This is a genomic window from Klebsiella sp. PK01 (genome assembly GCF_057624675.1).
The window spans coordinates 246,007-266,737 of the sequence record NZ_JBYEZM010000003.1 but is presented as its reverse complement, the minus strand read 5'-3'; the positions used below and the strand labels follow the sequence as shown (position 1 = coordinate 266,737).

At 57.2% G+C, this 20,731-nt stretch carries 17 protein-coding genes; 12 read left to right on the top strand and 5 right to left on the bottom strand.

The features are described 5' to 3' along the window. Window positions 1–78: 78 nt before the first annotated feature. Complete coding sequence (locus AC22LX_RS10865) at window positions 79–540, bottom strand: multidrug/biocide efflux PACE transporter (protein WP_045396647.1); 462 nt, start codon at window positions 538–540, stop codon at window positions 79–81. A 102-nt stretch (window positions 541–642) separates the two neighbouring features. Here AC22LX_RS10865 and AC22LX_RS10860 point away from each other — a divergent pair, with 102 nt between their 5' ends. The 4 genes from AC22LX_RS10860 (at window position 643) to araE (ending at window position 5,650) form a co-directional block, all read left to right on the top strand. Beyond that, window positions 643–1,518, top strand: coding sequence for a LysR family transcriptional regulator (locus tag AC22LX_RS10860; RefSeq protein ID WP_045396649.1), 876 nt, complete (start codon window positions 643–645; stop codon window positions 1,516–1,518). 111 nt (window positions 1,519–1,629) lie between these two features. Continuing rightward, window positions 1,630–2,808, top strand: coding sequence for an acetyl-CoA C-acetyltransferase (locus AC22LX_RS10855; protein WP_045396653.1), 1,179 nt, complete (start codon window positions 1,630–1,632; stop codon window positions 2,806–2,808). Window positions 2,809–3,174: 366 nt separating this feature from the next. Then, the gene (kduD, locus tag AC22LX_RS10850; RefSeq protein ID WP_045396657.1) at window positions 3,175–3,936 is read left to right on the top strand and encodes a 2-dehydro-3-deoxy-D-gluconate 5-dehydrogenase KduD; all 762 of its coding nucleotides are present in this window, start codon (window positions 3,175–3,177) and stop codon (window positions 3,934–3,936) included. Between the two features lie 295 nt (window positions 3,937–4,231). Next, window positions 4,232–5,650 (top strand): arabinose-proton symporter AraE, encoded by a 1,419-nt coding sequence (gene araE, locus AC22LX_RS10845; RefSeq protein ID WP_487333975.1) that lies wholly within the window; start codon window positions 4,232–4,234, stop codon window positions 5,648–5,650. Here araE and AC22LX_RS10840 read toward each other — a convergent pair whose 3' ends face one another. Then, window positions 5,651–6,646, bottom strand: a complete 996-nt coding sequence (locus AC22LX_RS10840; RefSeq protein WP_045396662.1) for a LacI family DNA-binding transcriptional regulator — start codon at window positions 6,644–6,646, stop codon at window positions 5,651–5,653. Between the two features lie 223 nt (window positions 6,647–6,869). On the opposite strand from AC22LX_RS10840, the gene AC22LX_RS10835 reads away from it, so the two are divergent. The 4 genes from AC22LX_RS10835 (at window position 6,870) to AC22LX_RS10820 (ending at window position 11,796) form a co-directional block, all read left to right on the top strand. Further along, the gene (locus tag AC22LX_RS10835) at window positions 6,870–8,111 is read left to right on the top strand and encodes an MFS transporter (protein WP_045373827.1); all 1,242 of its coding nucleotides are present in this window, start codon (window positions 6,870–6,872) and stop codon (window positions 8,109–8,111) included. 18 nt (window positions 8,112–8,129) lie between these two features. Beyond that, window positions 8,130–9,560, top strand: a complete 1,431-nt coding sequence (locus AC22LX_RS10830; protein ID WP_163311016.1) for a glycoside hydrolase family 32 protein — start codon at window positions 8,130–8,132, stop codon at window positions 9,558–9,560. A gap of 108 nt (window positions 9,561–9,668) precedes the next feature. Continuing rightward, window positions 9,669–11,024, top strand: coding sequence for a carbohydrate porin (locus tag AC22LX_RS10825; RefSeq protein WP_487333974.1), 1,356 nt, complete (start codon window positions 9,669–9,671; stop codon window positions 11,022–11,024). A gap of 79 nt (window positions 11,025–11,103) precedes the next feature. Then, on the top strand, window positions 11,104–11,796 hold the full coding sequence (locus AC22LX_RS10820) for an aspartate/glutamate racemase (RefSeq protein WP_045396669.1): 693 nt from the start codon (window positions 11,104–11,106) through the stop codon (window positions 11,794–11,796). Here AC22LX_RS10820 and AC22LX_RS10815 read toward each other — a convergent pair. After that, window positions 11,783–12,709: a LysR family transcriptional regulator gene (locus tag AC22LX_RS10815; RefSeq protein ID WP_045396671.1), complete on the bottom strand. Its 927-nt coding sequence runs from the start codon at window positions 12,707–12,709 to the stop codon at window positions 11,783–11,785. The genes AC22LX_RS10820 and AC22LX_RS10815 overlap by 14 nt on opposite strands. A 135-nt stretch (window positions 12,710–12,844) precedes the next feature. On the opposite strand from AC22LX_RS10815, the gene lysA reads away from it, so the two are divergent. Beyond that, on the top strand, window positions 12,845–14,107 hold the full coding sequence (lysA, locus tag AC22LX_RS10810) for a diaminopimelate decarboxylase (protein WP_045396674.1): 1,263 nt from the start codon (window positions 12,845–12,847) through the stop codon (window positions 14,105–14,107). Here lysA and AC22LX_RS10805 read toward each other — a convergent pair. Continuing rightward, a complete protein-coding gene (locus AC22LX_RS10805) occupies window positions 14,100–15,101 on the bottom strand; it encodes a LacI family DNA-binding transcriptional regulator (protein WP_162184084.1) in 1,002 nt (333 codons plus the stop codon). The two genes, lysA and AC22LX_RS10805, sit on opposite strands and share 8 nt — an antisense overlap. 196 nt (window positions 15,102–15,297) lie before the next feature. Here AC22LX_RS10805 and AC22LX_RS10800 point away from each other — a divergent pair, with 196 nt between their 5' ends. Next, window positions 15,298–15,777, top strand: coding sequence for a GNAT family N-acetyltransferase (locus tag AC22LX_RS10800; protein ID WP_045396678.1), 480 nt, complete (start codon window positions 15,298–15,300; stop codon window positions 15,775–15,777). Here the strand turns inward: AC22LX_RS10800 and galR are convergent. Next, the gene (gene galR / locus AC22LX_RS10795; protein ID WP_045396693.1) at window positions 15,738–16,754 is read right to left on the bottom strand and encodes an HTH-type transcriptional regulator GalR; all 1,017 of its coding nucleotides are present in this window, start codon (window positions 16,752–16,754) and stop codon (window positions 15,738–15,740) included. The genes AC22LX_RS10800 and galR overlap by 40 nt on opposite strands. A gap of 621 nt (window positions 16,755–17,375) precedes the next feature. Here galR and aas point away from each other — a divergent pair. Both aas and lplT read left to right on the top strand, forming a co-directional pair. After that, a complete protein-coding gene (gene aas / locus AC22LX_RS10790; RefSeq protein ID WP_045396698.1) occupies window positions 17,376–19,535 on the top strand; it encodes a bifunctional acyl-ACP--phospholipid O-acyltransferase/long-chain-fatty-acid--ACP ligase in 2,160 nt (719 codons plus the stop codon). Then, the gene (lplT, locus tag AC22LX_RS10785; protein ID WP_045396702.1) at window positions 19,528–20,721 is read left to right on the top strand and encodes a lysophospholipid transporter LplT; all 1,194 of its coding nucleotides are present in this window, start codon (window positions 19,528–19,530) and stop codon (window positions 20,719–20,721) included. The genes aas and lplT overlap by 8 nt, the downstream gene beginning before the upstream one ends. The last annotated feature ends 10 nt before the right edge of the window (window positions 20,722–20,731 follow it).

Below are 20,731 nucleotides of genomic sequence, written 5' to 3'. Positions count from 1 at the left end.
CGTTTGCGGTGATAGTTTTCGGTGATAAATAAACCCGCGGATCGCCAAAGGGTTAGACGATCCGCGCGATCGAGAACGTTAATTATTCGGCAGACTCTGCGGCTGGCGATACTTCAGGACGCGCACGCGCAGCGTATCCCACGCCCAGTTAAAGAACATGGTGTAGGGCAGGAAGAACAGCATAAAGCCGATTTCCAGCATAAATGCCTGCACCAGCGACACGCCGAGTACCAGCGCGACAACGGTGACGCCGATGATGATAAAGCCGCACTCAAAGCCGATGGCGTGCAGCGCGCGCACCCGCAGCGTACGCGCCAGGCGTGAAACCGGCCACAGACGGTCGAAGGCGGCGTTATAGATCAGGTTCCAGACCATCGCCATGGTGGCGAGCAAAATGGCCAAGCCGCCCATTTCGACCACCGATCGCTGCATTAACCAGGCCGCGGTCGGGGCCAGAATTAACGTGGCGAGGCCTTCAAAGCTCACCGCGTGGAGTACGCGTTCCAGTAGCGTCTTATGTTGCAGGTTATTGGTTTTCATTTTGGGATACCTCTTGTTAGTTCTGTCATCCAGATTTACCCGGCATTTTATGGAAAAATGTGATAAAAAAAAGATAGATTCCATCGATAAAGTAGATAGGTTATGCACTATTCTCCCGAAGCTCTTACCGCCTTTGTAGAAGCCGCCGCCAGCGGTTCGTTCTCCGCCGCCGCCCGGCGGATGCGTAAAAGCCAATCCACCGTCAGTACCGCGATTTCGAATCTTGAAACCGACCTGGGGTTAACTCTGTTCGATCGTTCCACTCGCCAGCCGACGCTAACCGCGCAGGGCGAGCAGGTGCTGGGCTATGTGAAAGCAATACTGGCCGCCAGTTCGCGGCTGGATGAGCTCGCCAGTTCGTTATCGGGTAATACCGAACCGCGGTTGACCTTCGTCTTGTCGGATACCCTGCACCCGGATGTACTGGAGGATTTGCTGGAACAGTTCGATCGGCGTTTTCCGCATACCGAGTTTGAATGCCTGATTGGCGAAGACGAAGATGTGGTGGATCTACTGCAAAAGGAGCGTGCGCAGGTGGGGCTTATCGAAGCCAGGGACAGTTATCCGATGGAGATCGGCAGCATGCGCTTACCGTTGCAAACGGCGATGGGGATTTATGTTGCGCCGGGGCATCCGCTGGCCGGTCAGGGGCGGGTTTTCTGGGATGATCTGCACGGCTGGCGTGAACTGCGGCTTAGCACTTATCTTGAGAGCGCGCCGGATCCCTCGCGCGGCCAGGTATGGTCGGCGCCCAACTATTTGCTGCTGCTGAGTATGGCGGTGCAGGGCTTTGGCTGGTGTATTTTGCCCTGCGCGCTGGTGGAAGAGTTCGCCGGTAGCGGCAAGCTTAAAGCGTTGAATATCGCCGGCTGGCCGCGGTCGATCTCGGTGGATCTGTTATGGAACAAGCGTACGCCGCTGGGGGAAGCGGGCAGCTGGCTGCGCCAACATCTTGAAGGGCAAGGCCGCGAGTCGTGACGGCGAACTTTGTGAACCGCCTCACTTTTTTTAAACAATTGCGAAATTTTTTGATAACAATTCTCTACTATAACGGCATCTATTGATGGTTCTTTGCGCAGAAGGTAAAGGATGAAAGATGTCGTGATCGTCGGCGCGTTGCGTACGCCCATCGGCTGTTTTCAGGGAACGCTGGCGCGTCACTCGGCGGTGGAATTGGGCAGCGTGGTGGTGAAGGCGTTAGTCGAGCGGAGCGGAATCGATCCGCAGTGCATTGATGAAGTGATCCTCGGTCAGGTGCTGACCGCGGGTACCGGGCAGAATCCGGCGCGCCAGTCGGCGATCCGCGGCGGGCTGCCGAATACCGTCTCGGCGATCACCATCAACGACGTTTGCGGTTCCGGGCTGAAAGCGCTGCACCTGGCGACCCAGGCCATCCAGTGCGGCGAAGCGGATGTAGTGATTGCCGGCGGCCAGGAAAACATGAGCCGCGCGCCGCATGTGCTTACCGACAGCCGAACCGGCGCGCAGCTGGGCAATAGCCAGCTTATCGACAGCCTGGTGCATGATGGTCTGTGGGACGCTTTCAATGATTACCATATGGGCGTAACGGCGGAAAATCTGGCGCGGGAGTATGGGATCAGCCGTGAACTACAGGACGCCTGGGCGCTTAGCTCGCAGCAAAAAGCGCGGCGGGCAATAGACTCCGGGCGGTTCCGCGATGAGATCGTGCCGGTCGCCACCGAGCATAACGGCAGTAAACGGCTGGTGGATACCGACGAGCAGCCGCGGATGGACGCCAGCGCTGAGGGATTAGCCAGCCTGATGCCCACCTTCGACCAGTTAGGGTCGGTGACCGCGGGTAATGCATCGAGTATTAACGATGGCGCGGCGGCGGTGATGATGATGAGCGAGTCAAAGGCCCAGGAGCTGGGGCTGCCGATTCTGGCGCGCATTCGCGCCTTCGCCAGCGTCGGCGTCGATCCGGCGCTAATGGGTATCGCGCCGGTACATGCCACCCGGCGCTGCCTTGAGCGCGCGGGCTGGAGGCTGGATGAGGTTGACTTAATCGAAGCCAATGAAGCTTTTGCCGCCCAGGCGATTTCCGTTGGCAGAGTGCTGGAATGGGATGAACGCCGGGTTAACGTCAACGGCGGGGCCATCGCCCTTGGCCATCCGATTGGCGCGTCCGGCTGCCGGATTCTGGTTTCGCTGGTACATGAAATGATTAAGCGCGATGCGCGTAAAGGGCTCGCGACGCTGTGTATCGGCGGCGGGCAGGGCGTTGCGCTGGCGGTGGAGCGCGCATAATACCATCTCGCGCCGTCTTTGGCGCGAGGTCTATCATCCTCGTCGATCTTCCATTCTTCATTTTTTTACCTGATTTTCTTTCTTCGCGGTTATTTTTTAAAGATAACCTAACTCACTGTATTTATAGCTTTTGTATAGGTCACCAGCTTCTGGCTATGTGATCCGTTTTGCGTTTTTATCATTTTTAATCACAAAAAATGAAACGTTGTTTTAATTGTCGTTGAAAATGATTTTTCAGCGGTCTACTATGTGACCATTAGCAAAACGGAACTCTGTTTTATTTTTATGATGGGGACGCCCCAGGAGTTCTTCTTAGCCTCAGAACCTTGCCTGTGGTGAGCAGGCCGTGAAAGAAAGGAACCAGATATGATTCTTGATGCATTCTCTCTTCAGGGGAAAGTCGCGGTAGTGACCGGCTGCGACACCGGTTTAGGCCAGGGCATGGCGGTTGGGCTGGCGGAAGCGGGCTGCGATATCGTCGGTATTAACATCGTTGAACCGACGGAAACCATTGAGCGCGTTACCGCGCTGGGGCGTCGTTTTTTGAGCCTCACCGCCGACCTGCGGCTGATAGATGGTATTCCGCAGTTGCTTGAGCGCGCGGTGGCGGAATTTGGCCACATCGATATTCTGGTCAATAACGCGGGGCTTATCCGCCGTCAGGATGCTATCGAATTCAGCGAGAAAGACTGGGATGACGTCATGAATCTGAACATCAAAAGCGTCTTTTTCATGTCCCAGGCCGCGGCGAAGCACTTCATCGCCCAGGGTAACGGCGGCAAGATCATCAATATCGCCTCCATGCTGTCGTTCCAGGGCGGGATCCGCGTGCCGTCCTATACCGCCTCGAAAAGCGGCGTTATGGGCGTGACGCGCCTGCTGGCCAACGAATGGGCGAAGCATAATATCAATGTTAACGCCATTGCCCCCGGCTACATGGCAACCAACAATACCCAGCAGCTGCGCGCCGATGAACAGCGCAGCGCGGAAATTCTCGACCGTATCCCGGCCGGCCGCTGGGGCTTGCCGAGCGATTTAATGGGGCCGGTGGTGTTTCTCGCCTCCCGCGCATCCGATTACATTAACGGTTACACCGTGGCGGTAGATGGCGGTTGGCTGGCGCGCTAACAGACATAAGTCGAACAACCCGCCAACCGGCGGGTTGTTTTCTGAACAATAATCGTCCATATCATGAGGTTTAAATAATCCATACTCGTTAGTAATGGAAAATAAAATACTCGCCATACATCAGGGTTGTTTTGACGATCGGACAGCATTTTTTGCATAAGATAAAGTTTAATGTCCATCACAAAAACAATGCTACCAGCCGTTTTATCCATATCTTCGCCATCTCCCGCCTGACACCTTAGCCCTGCGATCCCGTACTTTCACTGCACGCATATTCTGTTGAGGCAGGAAAAAAATGACTTCATTGACCACCGATCCGGGTTTACTCCCCAATGCGCAGCGCAACACCCGGCGCATGAACCAGTTTGTCTCCATTGCCGCCGCGGTGGCGGGTTTGTTATTCGGCCTTGATATTGGCGTGATTGCCGGGGCGCTCCCCTTCATTACCGATCATTTCGTGTTATCCAGCCGTCTGCAGGAGTGGGTAGTCAGCAGTATGATGCTGGGCGCGGCGATTGGCGCGCTGTTCAACGGCTGGCTCTCATTCCGTCTTGGCCGTAAATACAGCCTGATGGCCGGCGCAGTGCTATTTGTTGCGGGTTCTATCGGCTCGGCATTCGCCACCAGCGTCGAGATGCTGCTGGCGGCGCGCATTGTCCTTGGCGTCGCCGTCGGTATCGCCTCCTATACCGCGCCGCTCTATCTTTCTGAAATGGCGAGTGAAAACGTTCGCGGCAAGATGATCAGCATGTATCAGTTGATGGTCACGCTTGGCATCGTGCTGGCGTTCTTATCCGATACCGCTTTCAGCTACAGCGGTAACTGGCGAGCGATGCTTGGCGTGCTGGCGCTGCCGGCGGTATTGCTGATTATCCTGGTGGTGTTCCTGCCTAACAGCCCGCGCTGGCTGGCGGAAAAAGGCCGCCATATTGAGGCCGAAGAAGTGCTGCGCATGCTGCGCGATACCTCGGAAAAGGCGCGCGATGAGCTGAATGAAATCCGCGAAAGCCTGAAGTTGAAGCAGGGCGGTTGGGCGCTGTTCAAAGTGAACCGCAACGTGCGTCGGGCGGTGTTCCTCGGCATGTTATTGCAGGCGATGCAGCAGTTTACCGGCATGAATATCATCATGTATTACGCGCCGCGGATCTTCAAAATGGCCGGTTTTACCACCACCGAGCAGCAGATGATCGCCACTCTGGTGGTCGGCCTGACCTTTATGTTCGCGACCTTTATCGCGGTGTTTACCGTCGATAAGGCCGGACGTAAACCGGCGTTGAAAATCGGCTTTAGCGTGATGGCGTTGGGCACCCTGGTGCTGGGCTATTGTCTGATGCAGTTTGATAATGGTACCGCCGGTAGCGGCCTCTCCTGGCTGTCGGTGGGGATGACCATGATGTGCATAGCCGGGTACGCAATGAGCGCCGCGCCGGTGGTGTGGATCCTCTGCTCCGAGATCCAGCCGCTGAAATGCCGCGACTTCGGGATCACCTGTTCGACCACCACCAACTGGGTATCGAACATGATTATTGGCGCGACCTTCCTGACGCTGCTGGACGCGATTGGCGCGGCAGGCACGTTCTGGCTCTATACCGCGCTGAACGTGGCCTTTATCGGCGTGACCTTCTGGCTGATCCCGGAAACTAAAAACGTGACGCTGGAGCACATCGAACGCAAGCTGATGTCCGGCGAAAAGCTGCGTAACATCGGCAACTGATCACATTGATTCGCGCGGCAGCCACGGGCTGGGAACCTTAACGGTATCCCGATGGCTGTCGCCGTTAATGATATGCAGGGCGCTCAGGCGGCCAATTTCATAATGCGGTAACTGCACCGTCGACAGCGGCGGCAGGAACAGATCGCCAATCCCCACCATGTTGTCATAACCCACCACCGCCACATCTTCAGGAATTCGCAGGCCCTGCGCCAGCAGCGTCTGGTAGACCATAAAAGCGATGCGATCGTTGCCGCACACCACGGAATCAAACCGCGGTTTACCTTGCTCAATATGGGCCAGCAGCTGGCCGGGAATATCGCGATAGTGTTCGTCACCGTAGGTCATATAGCCGTGATCGAGCGTATTCGGATCAACCTGCGCCTCACGGCAGGCGCGCTCCAGCCCCTGTCGGCGGCGTATCGTCGCCAGATGCCTTGCCGGAAGATGCAAACAGAGCGGGCGGCGATAGCCGGCGGCCAGTAGCGCTTTCACCGCGTCGTACTGGCCCTGCTCATCATCCGGAATATAGCTGGCGACGTTCTCGTTCAGGCTTTCGCAGTTGGCCAGCACGCAGGGCAGCGTCAACAATTTGGCCGGCAGCGGGACCTGGCGCAGCCCCATGGTGGTGTAGATAATGCCGTCCGGGCGATGGGAAAGCAGCAGGTCGAGTATGGCATCAGGGTTGTCGTCCGAGAACATGTTGACCACAAAGCTGTTCCAGCCGTGGGCCCGCGCCGTCTCTTCGATAGAGAGCGTTATCTCTACCGAGAATGGGGTGGTCACCGTGTCCAGCGCCAGCACGCCGATGGTGCTTGGGGTTGCCCGGGCGCCGCGAATTTTCTTTGCCGACAGATCGGGCACGTAATTGGTCTGTTCAATCGCCGCCTGTACGCGGGCGAGCGTATCCGCCTTCAGGCGCTCCGGGCTGTTCAGCGCGCGGGATACCGTCATCAGTGAGACATTGGCTAGCTTCGCTACATCTTTCAGGGATGCCATGGTGATTACTCCGGTATACAACTAAGTCGCTGATGTAAAAGGATCATACGATAGTCTATCCCAGCCCGATGGTGAAGCATGGCGAGGAATAGTTGATCGCGATCGCATCTCCATTATGTTAACGTTAACTTTTGTGATTAACATCATGAATCGTCACAAAACCAGATGAGAGTTGTTTTTTGTTAACGTTACCATTCGCGCATTACTCCAACACGAGAATGTCATGATGAAGACGCATCACTCTCACAGCTACCCCTTACTCAGTGCCTTACTGTTTTTCTTTTTTGTTACCTGGTCTTCTTCCGGCTCGCTGCTTTCCATCTGGCTACATCAGGAAGTGGGGCTGAAAGCCGGGGATACCGGCATTATCTACGCGGTGCTGTCGGTCTCGGCGCTATTCGCCCAGATTTGCTACGGTTTTATCCAGGATAAACTGGGGCTGCGCAAAAATTTACTCTGGTATATCACGGTCTTACTGATCCTTTCCGGGCCGGCCTATCTGCTGTTTGGCTATCTGCTCAAAATCAACGTGCTACTCGGCAGTATTTTTGGCGGCATCTACATCGGCCTGACCTTTAACGGCGGCATTGGCGTGCTGGAGTCCTATACCGAGCGCGTGGCGCGGCAAAGCCAGTTTGAATTCGGCAAAGCGCGGATGTGGGGATCGCTGGGCTGGGCGGTGGCGACCTTTTTCGCCGGGCTGCTGTTTAACATAAACCCACAGCTGAACTTCGCCGTCGCCAGCTGTTCCGGTCTGGTTTTCTTCATGCTGCTGGCGCGGCTTAAGGTCTCTTCAGCGCCGCATGCCATGCAGGAGGCGGTCAGTGGCGGTAAAGTCACGCTGGAAGACGCGCTGCGCCTGCTGACGCTGCCGCGTTTCTGGGCGCTGGTATTTTTCGTCGTCGGCACCTGTATTTACGGCGTTTACGACCAGCAGTTCCCGGTCTACTTCTCTTCGCAGTTCGCCACGCTGCATGAAGGGAACGCCATGTATGGCTATCTCAACTCCTTCCAGGTGTTCCTCGAAGCGGCGGGGATGTTCTGCGCCCCGTGGCTGGTCAACCGCATCGGCGCGAAAAACGGCCTGATCTTCGCCGGCATGGTGATGGCGATGCGCATGGTGGCCTCCGGGCTGGTGGAAGGTCCGGTTCTGATCTCGATTACGAAACTGCTGCACGCCGTGGAATTGCCGGTGCTGCTGGTTTCTATCTTCAAATACAACAGCCTGAACTTTGATAAACGCCTTTCATCCACCCTGTATCTGGTGGGTTTCGCCTGCACCAGTTCGGTTATCGCCACCGTCCTGTCGCCGCTGGCGGGCTATAGCTATGAAAAATACGGCTTCGCCGACTCCTATCTGATCATGGGACTGCTGGTGTTCTGCACCACCTTCATCTCCATCTTCCTGCTGCGATCCAATAAGGCCTCTTCGGATTCGCTCATGTCGCAGCCATCCACTATCTGACTGAAAAGAGAAATGAATATGATGTATTCCATTAGTAACGCGGAGCGGGAACTGCAGGCGAAAAGCGTGGATCTCAACCCGCGCTGGTATCCGCGTTATCACCTGGCTGCCCGTGCCGGCTGGATCAACGACCCCAACGGGCTGGTATGGTTCGACGGCTGGTACCACGCGTTTTATCAGCACCACCCGTATTCAAACCAGTGGGGGCCGATGCACTGGGGCCACGCGCGCAGCAAGGACCTTGTGCATTGGGAACACCTGCCGGTGGCGCTGGCGCCGGAAGGGCCGGAAGATAAAGACGGCTGTTTCTCCGGCTCGGCGGTGGTTGATGGCGATACGCTGGCGCTCATCTACACCGGCCATAAATTTCATGGCGATCCCGCTGATGAAAATAACCTGTACCAGGTGCAGTGTCTGGCGACCAGCCGCGACGGCATCCATTTTGAGCGCCAGGGGATGGTCATTGATACACCGCCGGGGATGCACCATTTTCGCGACCCGAAAGTATGGCGTGAAGGTGAAAGCTGGTACATGGTGGTCGGCGCGCGGGTAGACGACGTCGGTCAGGTGCGGTTGTACCGTTCTGACGACCTGCGCCACTGGCAGGATGCCGGTATTCTTGCCCAGGCCGAAACGGGGATGGGCTACATGTGGGAGTGCCCGGATTTCTTTGAACTCGATGGCAAGCGGGTGCTGATGTTCTCTCCGCAGGGGATGGCCGCGGACGGCTTTGCCCGGCGCAATTTATTCCAGAGCGGCTATCTGCTGGGGGACTGGCAGCCGGGGCAACCTTTTGTCCGCGAAGAGGCGTTTGTCGAACTCGACAGCGGTCACGATTTCTATGCGCCGCAAAGCTTCCTCACCCCTGATGGCCGACGGATTGTTATCGGCTGGCTGGACATGTGGGAGTCGCCGCTGCCGGAGCAGCAGGACGGTTGGGCCGGTATGCTGTCGCTGCCGCGCGAGTTAAGCCTCGGCGCGAATAATCGGTTACTGATGCGTCCGGCAAAAGAGGTGGAAGGCCTGCGCCGCGACTGGTTCCCGTGGCCGGTCAGTTCGTTGAAGAATCAGCAGCTGACGATGGTAGAGCGCTGCGAAACCATGGAGGTCAACCTGCATTGGGATACGGCCAATAGCGGCGCCGAGCAGTACGGTTTGAGCTTTGGCGAAGGGTTGAAGGTATATGTCGACAATCAGATGCAGCGGCTGGTACTGGAGCGTCGCTATCCGCAATATGGTTTGTGCGGTACCCGCAGCGTTCCGTTACCCACCGGTTCGGCGCTGAAGCTGCGGTTATTTTTCGATAGCTCATCCGTTGAGGTTTTCGTCAATGACGGCGAAGCCTGCCTCAGCAGCCGTATTTATCCTGACGCGCAGCACAGAGAATTAGTTTTATTTTCCTGGAGCGGTAGCGCGGCATTAATTGATGGCGGAGCATGGGAGCTCTAATTAAATAGTAATTAACCCGAATAACCCGTTAGCAATCGCCGGCGGGTTTTCAATATTTACCGAAAAAATAAAACAATACCTTTAATATATAATAAGCAGGGTCTAACGATGAATAAAATCTGGGTTGGATGTCTTATCTCGTCTTTATTTATTCCCGCCGCTGGCGCACAGCCAACGCTTTCGCTTGAGGAGCGCCTGGCGCAGATGGAGCAGCGCTTAAAAGCCACCGAGCAGCGGGCGCAAAACGCCGAGGCGGAAATCCGCGAATTGAAGCAGCAGGAGCGCACGACGGCTAAAAGCAGCGCGCCAGCGCCCGCGACGGTTGCCGCGCCCGCGCTGGTGGTGAATAAAGATGTCGATTTAAAATTTTACGGTGATGTTGAATTTAATATGGATGGCGCCAGCCGAACCGGCAGCCTGACCTCGGTAAAAACCAGCGCGAATAAGAACTGGGCGCCGGGGGATAAAGAACGCTGGGATATCAATGGGCGTATTTTGTTAGGGTTCGATGGCTTACGTAAAGGCGCGAGTGGTAAATATTCCGGCTTTAGCGTACAGCCGCTGGCGGATATGACAGGGAAAATGAATCTTGATGATGCCGTATTTTTCTTTGGTCAGGAAAATGACTGGAAAATAAAAGTGGGGCGCTTTGAAGCCTACGATATGTTCCCGCTGAATCAGGATACGTTTATTGAATATTCTGGTAATACCGCCAACGATCTCTATAGCGACGGTTACGGTTATATCTACATGATGAAAGAGGGGCGCGGGCGTAGCAGCAGCGGCGGTAATTTCCTGCTGAGCAAATATCTCGATAACTGGTACTTTGAGCTCAACACGCTGGTGGAAGACGGCAGCTCGTTATTCGTCGATCAAAACTATCACGGCAACGCGCTCGAAAATCATAAAAACGTGGTCTATGTGCGGCCGGTGGCGGCCTGGCAATCCGGCCCGTGGTCAGTGGCGGCGGCGGTTGAGAGCAACCTGGTGAACAATGCCTATGGCTATCAAAACCAGCATGGACGCTGGGTCGATCAGTCCAACCGTACCGGCTACGGACTGACCATGAGCTGGAATACGCTGAAAACCGATGCCGAGGATGGCATGGTGGTGAACCTCAGCACCGCTTATCTGGATGCGGCGGATGAAGAGGATTTCAGCGCCGGTATCAACGCGCTGTGGCATCGCGTCGAGCTGGGATATATCTACGCGCACAACAAAATCGACCAGTTTAATATGGCGGGCGTCAGCGGCGAGTGCGATGGCGACTGCGCGATTCTGACGCCGGGCCGCTATGACATCCACACGATCCATGCCTCCTGGCAACTGCCGAATATCATGGATATGCCGAACTTTAATATTTATCTCGGCGCCTATGCCTCATGGCTGGATTCGTCGGCCCAGCAGAGCGGGAACGACGACGAACGCTACGGCGCGCGCGTGCGCTTTAAATATTTCTTCTGATGTGGGCGCCGCCCAACAGCAACAGTGGAAAGTTATCGGCAGGTTTGCTTCACTGGAGCAAACCATAAAGGAGCAGATAATGAAAACCATCGGCCTGCTGGGCGGCATGAGCTGGGAATCCACCATTCCTTATTACCGGTTAATTAATGAAGGCATTAAAGCGCGGCTCGGCGGCCTGCATTCCGCCAGCCTGTTGCTTCATAGCGTTGATTTTCATGAGATTGAAGCCTGCCAGTCGGCAGGGGAGTGGGAGCGCGCCGGCGAGATCCTCGCCGCGGCGGCGCTGGGGCTACAGCAGGCCGGCGCCGAGGGCATCGTGCTGTGCACCAACACCATGCATAAAGTGGCTGAGGCGATTGAAGCCCGCTGCGAAGTGCCGTTCCTGCATATCGCCGACGCCACCGGGCGGGCGATCAGCGCTAAAGGCCAGCGTCGGGTCGCGTTATTGGGCACCCGCTACACCATGGAGCAGGATTTTTATCGTGGCCGTCTGCAGCAGCAGTTTGCCATTGAGACGCTGATCCCGCAGGCCGACGATCGGGCGCGCATCAATCAAATTATTTTTGATGAGCTGTGCCTCGGCACCTTTAGCGACGCCTCGCGCGACTATTATCTGCAGGTCATCGAGGCGCTGGCGGCGCAGGGGGCGGAAGGCGTTATCTTCGGCTGCACCGAAATCGGCCTGTTGGTACCGGAAACGAGTAGCCCGCTGCCGGTATTTGATACCGCGGCGATCCATGCCGCCGACGCGGTGGAATTTATGCTCTCTTAAGTACCGCTGCCAGCGGCTGTTCGATACGCGGCAGGCTGGTTTGCAGATGCTGAACAAAGGCGTCGACCAGCGCGGAACCGGGGCGATGTAGCGGGCGGATTAGGCTGACGGTAAAGGGCACGTCGACGCTGAAGCGCCGCACCACCACGCCGCTCTCAGCGTAGTCGAGGGCGGTGAGCGGGTTGACCACCGAAATGCCCGCTCCGGCGCGCACCAGCGCGCAGATCGACGCCGCGCTGTGGGTTTCAACCACCATCCGTCGTTTGACCTGGTGCTCCATAAACAGCGCATCAAGCAGCTGACGATAGCTGTCGGTGCGCGACAGGCTGATATAGTTTTCGCCGTGGAAATCGGCGGGGGTGAGTTCGGTTTTCGCGGCCAGCGGGTGATCCAGCGGCAGGACGCAGACCTCATTTAAGGTCAGCAGCGGCGTGCGCTCGGTGCCGGCCGGCGTATGCAGCGTTTCCGTTAACCCTAAATCGTGGCGCTGGGCGGATAGCCACTCCTCCAGCAGCGGCGACTCCTGCGGCACGATCTGCAGGCTGACGTCCGGATAGCGCGCGAGGAACGGCTGCAGCAGCAGCGGCAGAAATGACTGCGAAAAGACCGGCAGACAGGCTACCGACAGCTCCCCCTGGCGGAATTCGCGCAGGCTTTCCGCGGCGCTAACGATGCGATCCAGCCCGTACCATGAACGCTGTACTTCTTCAAACAGTCGCAGCCCTTGCACCGTCGGCTGCAGACGGCCGCGGGCACGCTCAAACAGCTTTAAGCCGAGTACTTTCTCAAAACGCGCCAGTTCACGGCTGACCGTCGGCTGCGAGGTGTGCAGCATCCGCGCCGCTTCGGTCAGGTTGCCGGTGGTCATCACCGCGTGGAAAATCTCGATATGGCGTAAGTTGACGGCTGGCATGGGCGGCTCCAGGTTAGCATCAGATAGCCATATCATTTTTGCATAGACTCGCGACAAAACGATATTTTTTATTCTCTTCACGCTGTGGCGTAATCGAAAAAACATCGACAAACACATGCACGCACCGGAGTCCTTATGCCACGCTCGCTGAACGCCACCGATACCGATCTGACCGCCGACAATCTACTGCGCCTGCCCGCTGAGTTTGGCTGCCCGGTATGGGTCTATGATGCGCAGATTATCCGCCGCCAGATTGCCCAACTTAGCCAGTTTGACGTGGTGCGTTTTGCGCAGAAGGCCTGCTCCAATATTCATATTCTGCGTCTGATGCGCGAGCAGGGCGTGAAGGTGGATTCGGTGTCGCTTGGCGAGATCGAACGCGCGCTGGCGGCAGGTTACGATCCCGTGCGGCATCCGGACGATATCGTCTTTACCGCCGATCTGATCGATCGCGCGACCCTTGAGCGGGTGAAAGCATTACAGATCCCAGTGAATGCCGGATCCGTGGATATGCTTAGCCAGCTGGGTGAAGTCTCGCCGGGCCACCGCGTCTGGCTACGGGTCAACCCAGGATTTGGTCATGGCCACAGCCAGAAGACCAATACCGGCGGCGAAAACAGCAAACACGGTATCTGGTACAGCCAACTGCCGCAGGCGCTGGAGGTGATTCGCCGCCATTCGCTGCAGCTGGTCGGCATCCATATGCATATTGGCTCCGGCGTCGATTACGGCCATCTTGAGCAAGTATGCGGCGCGATGGTGCGCCAGGTGGTGGAGTTTGGCCAGGATCTACAGGCGATCTCCGCCGGCGGCGGTTTATCGATCCCCTATCACGAAGGCGAAGAGGCGATCGATACCGATCACTACTTTGGCCTGTGGAATGCCGCGCGCGAGCAGATCGCCAAACATCTGGGACATCCGGTAAAGCTGGAGATCGAACCGGGGCGTTTCCTGGTGGCGGAGTCCGGCGTGCTGGTATCGCAGGTGCGTAGCGTGAAAGAGATGGGTAGCCGCCACTTCGTGCTGATCGATGCCGGCTTTAACGATCTGATGCGCCCGGCCATGTACGGCAGCTATCATCATATTACCGCGCTGGCGGCGGACGGGCGCGACCTGAGTGGCGAACCACAGCTGGAAACCGTCGTCGCTGGGCCGCTGTGCGAATCCGGCGACGTCTTTACCCAGCAGGAGGGCGGTAAAGTGGAAACTCGCCTGCTGCCGGCGGTCGCGCCAGGGGATTACCTGGTACTGCACGACACCGGCGCCTACGGCGCATCGATGTCTTCAAACTACAACAGCCGCCCGTTGCTGCCGGAAGTGCTGTTTGATAACGGCAGCGCGCGCCTGATTCGCCGCCGCCAGACCATTGAAGAACTGCTGGCGCTGGAGCTTATTTAAAGAACGGCCCCGTCGTCACCGATTCACGCAGCACCAGCGTGCCGGTGAACGGCGGGATGGTTTCGATCGGCTGTTCGTTGGCAAGCTTAATCGCCTGGTCGATGGCGGTGGTGATCATATTGTCGATCGGCAGGTAGACCGTCGATAATCCCGGCTCCAGCCATTTTGCGCTGGGTGCGTCGTCAAAGCCGAAGAGCGACACGTCCTGCGGAATGCGTAGCCCCGCCTGATGCAGCGCTTTCGAGGCCCCCAACGCCATATCATCGTTACAGGAGAACAGCGCGCTAAACGGCGTTTTCTCTTCTAATAATTCCCGACATAGCTCATAACCGCGGGTCATCGTCGAATCGCCGTACTTTACCCACGCCGGTTCCCACGCAATTCCGTGCTTTTCCAGCGCGCTGCGGTAGCCCGCCAGGCGCGCTTTACCCGTTGGGGTGTGCATTGGCACGGTCAGGCAGGCGATATCGCGGTGCCCCTGGGAGATCAGATAGTCGACGGCCTGAAACGCCGCTTCTTGCTGTTCGAAGAACACGCAGCGTTCCCGCGCCTGGCTGACATCGCGGTTAATCACCACCAGCGGCGTTTCGATGGACTCGATAAGCGACATGATTTTCTGTTCGCTCATATGGCGGGTGTAGAGCACGATGGCGTCGCACTGGCGGTCGGCCAACATTTGCACCGCTTCTTCTTCCCGCTCGGGCGCATCGTGGCCATCGGTGACAATAAGCTGCTTGCCCCAGGCTTCCGTTTGACGCGAGGCCTGCTGCAGCAAGCGGCCAAAATAGAAACCGTCGAATGTCGATACCACCAGACCAATGCTATTGCTGGTGCGATTCGCCAGCGAGCGGGCGAGAAAATTGGGCCGGTAGCCCAACTCTTCCATCGCTTTGAAGACCTGTTGGCGGGTACTCTCTTTTACCTGACCTGTGCCGTTCAACACGCGGGAAACCGTCGCTTTCGAGACGCCTGCGCGTATTGAGACATCCAGCATTGTTGCCATTCGTCGATTCCTGATAACCCGTGATAGGGCGCAGTTTACCACAGTCATTCAGAGGGATATGAGCCTGACGACGGCAAAGACTATCGCGATCACGCTTTTTGCGGAAATCCTGGTGAAGGCATTTTCCGCCCCATGATGCGCGGGCGGGCGCGGCGCGCTAGAATTCATCGATTCACAGGGGGTAAAAATGCAGATTCAACCGTTGTACGCCGCGCCGCAGCATGCGCCACAGGTGGCGGAGTGGCTATGGCAGGCTTTTGCCGACGATGCCTTACCGCAGGCGTTTTTTAGCAGTATTGTTGAACATAGCCAAACGCCGGGGGCGCTGCCGCTGACCTTTATTGCCACCGATGGCGAGGCGCTATTGGGGACCGTAGGGCTGTGGCGTTGCGATTTGATAAGCCGTCAGGATCTGTTCCCCTGGATGGCGGCGCTGTTTGTCGCCAAAACGGCGCGCGGGCAGGGGGTGGCCGGTAAGCTGCAGCAGCACGTTATCGACTATGCCCGCCAGTGCGGTTATCCGCAGCTTTATCTCTATTCCGCCTGCCGCGACTTTTACGAACGCTTTGGCTGGCGCTATATCGGCGAGGGGCTGGATTACCCGGCCACCGCCGTGAACCTCTACCGCTACGATTTATCGCCTTCCGCGGGCGTTATCACCGAGTGACGGCGCACCAGCGTCGGGCTGAAGAGGTGGGTGATTTCCGGCGCCGGGCGCTGTTCCGCCAATGCCAGGGCCAGCTCCGCCGCCTGGGTCGCCATGGTGACGATCGGATAACGCACGGTGGTCAGGCGGGGGCGCACGTAGCGCGAGATCAGTACGTCATCGAAGCCAATCAGCGAAATTTCCTGCGGCACCTCGATACCATTGTCGTTGAGCACCCCCATCGCGCCTGCGGCCATTGAATCGTTGTAACAGGCGACGGCGGTAAAGTTTCTGCCGCGGCCTAATAGCTCGGTCATCGCCAGCTCGCCGCCGCTTTCGTCAGGCTCGGCGAAGGTGACCAGCCGGTCATTGACGGGCAGGCCGCTCTCTTTCAGGGCATCGTAGTAACCTTGCAGCCGGTCTTCGGCATCGGAAATCGCGTGGTTGGAGCAAATATAGCCAATGCGACTGTGGCCCTGCTGAATCAGATGGCGGGTCGCCAGCCAGGCGCCGTAGCGGTCGTCAAGCGCCACGCTGCGCTGCTCGAAACCGGGAACGATGCGGTTGATCAACACCATGCCGGGGATCTGTTTCATCAGCCCTGCCAGCTCGTCGTCGGGGATCATTTTAGCGTGTACCACCAGCGCCGCACAGCGGTGGCGAATGAGTTGTTCAATCGCCTGACGTTCCTTTTGCACGTTGTGGTAGCCGTTGCCGATAAGCAGAAAATTACCGGTGCCGTAGGCCACCTGTTCGACGGCTTTGACCATCGCGCCGAAGAAGGGATCGGAAACGTCGCCCACCACCAGGCCGATGGTTTCCGTCGACTGCTGCGCCAGCGCGCGGGCGTTGGCGTTGGGGTGGTAGTTCAGCGTTTCCATCGCCGCCGTTACCGACTGACGAGAGGCTTCACTCGCTTTTGGCGAGTTGTTGATAACGCGTGAGACGGTAGCGACGGACACTCCAGCGAGTCGGGCTACATCCTTAATTGTCGCCATACCGGACCTTTTTTAGGGTAAGCGTTTACATAATAGTTATGTTACGGGAAAGCGCAGCAGATTCAAGGCTACAGCTATTCTGGTTGATACAAATGTGACGCAGACAGAGATTAGCGGTGACAAAGTTACACAGCACAATGCGTGGGATGCAACGGTGAAAAGAGAATTCTCATCTTTGCTTACACTTTGCGATTAGCTGTTGCGAATGTTCGCTGGTTTCGTTGAGTGATGCATTGATACTCTGGCTATCCCAGAGGTATTGATAGGTGGAGTCAACGTCACGTTGACCACTTAATTACACCAACCTGCGCAGATGCGCAGGTTTTTTTTTGCCTGTCATTCAGCCTGTTACAGACAGCGAAAATCGCAATACCTGGTTGCACTTAGGCTCATTCCCTTGCGTTTTCGCGCTGGCGCGGTCGTGGGTAAAAACGCGACAATCAGGGTCCCAGAGGTATTGATTGGTGAGTTTCTTAAGTACGCACTTCGTACTGATTATCTTGCACCGACCTGCGCGGATGCGCAGGTTTTTTTTATTCTGAATTTTCTTCCCCCACACTGCTTTTCCCCGCCTTCTCATGTAACCTGCTCGGAATACTAAATCAGCCACGCGGAGTCGTTATGCTGTTGGGATTTTTTCGATTACTGTTCAAAGGATTGTACCGGGTACGATTGACCGGAGACACTCAGGCGCTTTATCAGGAAAAAGTATTAATTACGCCAAATCATGTCTCATTTCTCGACGGTATTTTACTGGCGCTCTTTCTGCCCGTTCGGCCGGTGTTTGCGGTCTATACCTCGATTAGCCAGCGCTGGTTTATGCGGGCGCTGACGCCGCTTATCGACTTTGTGCCGCTGGACCCCACCAAACCGATGTCAATTAAGCATCTGGTGCGCCTGATTGAGCAGGGGCGTCCGGTCGTTATCTTCCCGGAAGGGCGTATTTCGGTGAGCGGTTCGCTGATGAAAATCTATGACGGCGCGGCGTTTGTGGCGGCGAAGTCGAAAGCGACTATTGTGCCGCTGCGAATTGAAGGCGCCGAACTTACGCCGTTCAGCCGCCTGAAGGGGCTGGTAAAACGCCGCTTGTTCCCGCGTATTCAGCTCCATTTACTGCCGCCGACGCATCTGCCGATGCCGGAAGCGCCGCGCGCCCGCGATCGGCGAAAAATCGCCGGCGAAATGCTGCACCAGATTATGATGGAAGCGCGTATGGCCGTGCGTCCGCGTGAAACGTTGTATGAGTCGCTACTGGCGGCGCAGGACCGCTTTGGCGCGCGCAAAAACTGCGTGGAAGATATTAATTTCCAGCCGGATACCTACCGTAAACTGTTGACCAAAACGCTGTTCGTCGCGCGTATTCTGGAAAAATACAGCGCGCAGGGCGAGAAAATCGGCCTGATGCTGCCTAACGCCGGTATTAGCGCGGCGGTGATTTTCGGCGCGATTGCCCGCGGGCGTATCCCGGCAATGATGAACTATACCGCCGGCGTCAAAGGGCTCACTAGCGCGATTACCGCCGCGGAAATCAAAACCATTTTTACTTCCCGTACCTTCCTCGATAAGGGCAAGCTCTGGCACCTGCCGGAGCAGCTGACTCAGGTGCGCTGGGTGTTTCTGGAAGATCTGAAAGGCGATGTCACTACCGCCGACAAGCTGTGGATTTTTAGCCATCTGCTGGCGCCGCGTCTGGCGCAGGTCAAGCAGCAGCCGGAAGATGCGGCGATGATCCTCTTTACCTCCGGCTCGGAGGGGAATCCAAAAGGGGTGGTGCATAGCCATAAAAGCCTGCTGGCTAACGTGGAGCAGATTAAAACCATCGCCGACTTTACCGCCAACGATCGCTTTATGTCGGCACTGCCGCTGTTCCACTCCTTCGGCCTGACGGTCGGCCTGCTGACGCCGCTGTTTACCGGCGCGGAAGTGTTTCTCTATCCAAGCCCGCTGCACTATCGGGTGGTGCCGGAGTTGGTCTACGATCGTAACTGTACCGTGTTGTTCGGCACCTCAACCTTCCTCGCCAACTATGCCCGCTTTGCCAACCCGTATGATTTTTATCGTCTGCGCTATGTGGTGGCAGGGGCGGAAAAACTGCAGGACAGTACCAAACAGCTGTGGCAGGACAAATTCGGCCTGCGCATCCTTGAAGGCTACGGCGTGACCGAATGCGCGCCGGTGGTCTCCATCAACGTTCCGATGGCGGCGAAAGTCGGCACCGTCGGACGCATTCTTCCGGGGATGGATGCCCGATTGCTGGCGATGCCCGGCATCGAACAGGGAGGCCGACTGCAGTTAAAAGGGCCTAACATCATGAAAGGCTATTTGCGGGTAGAAAACCCCGGCGTGCTGGAAGCGCCGACGGCGGAAAACCAGTACGGTGAAGTGGAGAGCGGCTGGTACGATACCGGCGATATCGTCGTCTTTGACGAGCAGGGATACGTGCGTATCCAGGGCCGCGCCAAACGCTTCGCCAAAATCGCCGGCGAAATGGTCTCGCTGGAGATGGTCGAGCAGGTCGCTTTGGCGGTCTCGCCGGACAAAATGCACGCCACGGCCATTAAGCAGGACGCCAGCAAAGGCGAGGCGCTGGTGCTGTTTACCACCGATAATGAACTCAATCGCGAAAAGCTGCTGCGCTACGCACGTGAACATGGCGTACCGGAACTGGCGGTGCCGCGCGATATTCGTTGGCTGAAACAGCTGCCGGTACTGGGCAGCGGCAAGCCAGACTTTGTCACCCTGAAAGGTATGGTAGAAGAGGCGGAACATTCAAATGAGTGAGTCAGTGCACACTAACGCTTCACTGTACTCGAAAGGGATGATGGCGGTGATCTGCGCCCAGTTCCTGTCGGCCTTCGGCGATAACGCGCTGCTGTTCGCCACCCTGGCGCTAATGAAGCAGCTCTACTATCCGGAGTGGAGCCAGCCGGTATTGCAGATGCTGTTTGTGGGCGCTTACATTCTCTTTGCGCCGTTTGTCGGGCAGTTTGCCGACAGCTTCGCCAAAGGCCGGGTAATGATGGTCGCTAACGGACTGAAGCTGCTCGGCGCCGGGTGCATTTGCTTTGGCGTCAATCCGTTTATCGGCTATACGCTGGTGGGGATCGGCGCGGCGGCCTATTCGCCGGCGAAATACGGTATTCTCGGCGAACTGACCACCGGCGATAAGTTAGTGAAGGCTAACGGGCTGATGGAGTCGTCGACCATTGCGGCGATCCTGCTGGGGTCGATGGCGGGCGGCATTCTTGCGGACTGGCACGTGCTGGCGGCGCTTATCGTTTGTGCGCTGGTTTATGGCGGCGCAGTGGTCGCTAACCTGTGGATCCCGAAGCTACCGGCCGCCCGTCCTGGACAGTCGTGGCGTTTCCGGCCGATGACCCAAAGCTTTTTCAGCGCCTGTAAAACGCTGTGGCGTAATAGCGAAACGCGTTTTTCATTGATGGGCACCAGCTTGTTCTGGGGGGCGGGGGTGACGCTGCGCTTCCTGCTGGTGATTTGGGTGCCGGTGGCGCTTGGGATCACCAGCAACGCAATGCCGACCTACCTCAATGCGATGGTCGCCGTCGGGATTGTAGTTGGCGCAGGCGCAGCGGCGAAGCTGGTAACGCTGGAAACCGTCTCGCGCTGTATGCCGGCCGGGATATTGATTGGCGTCGCGGTGATAGTCTTCGCGGTGCAGCAGTCGCTACTGCCAGCATTTGGCCTACTGCTGCTGCTCGGTGTATGCGGCGGCTTCTTTATCGTGCCGCTGAACGCGCTGCTGCAGGAGCGAGGGAAACATACCGTTGGCGCAGGCAACGCCATTGCGGTGCAGAACCTCGGTGAAAACGTGGCGATGCTGCTAATGCTGGGGCTGTACTCGCTAGCGGTCAGCGTTGGGATCCCGCCGGTTGGCGTGGGGATAGGGTTTGGCGCGGTCTTTGCGCTAGCCATTGCCGCGTTGTGGTGGTGGGGACGGCGTAAATAATCCCCGGCTT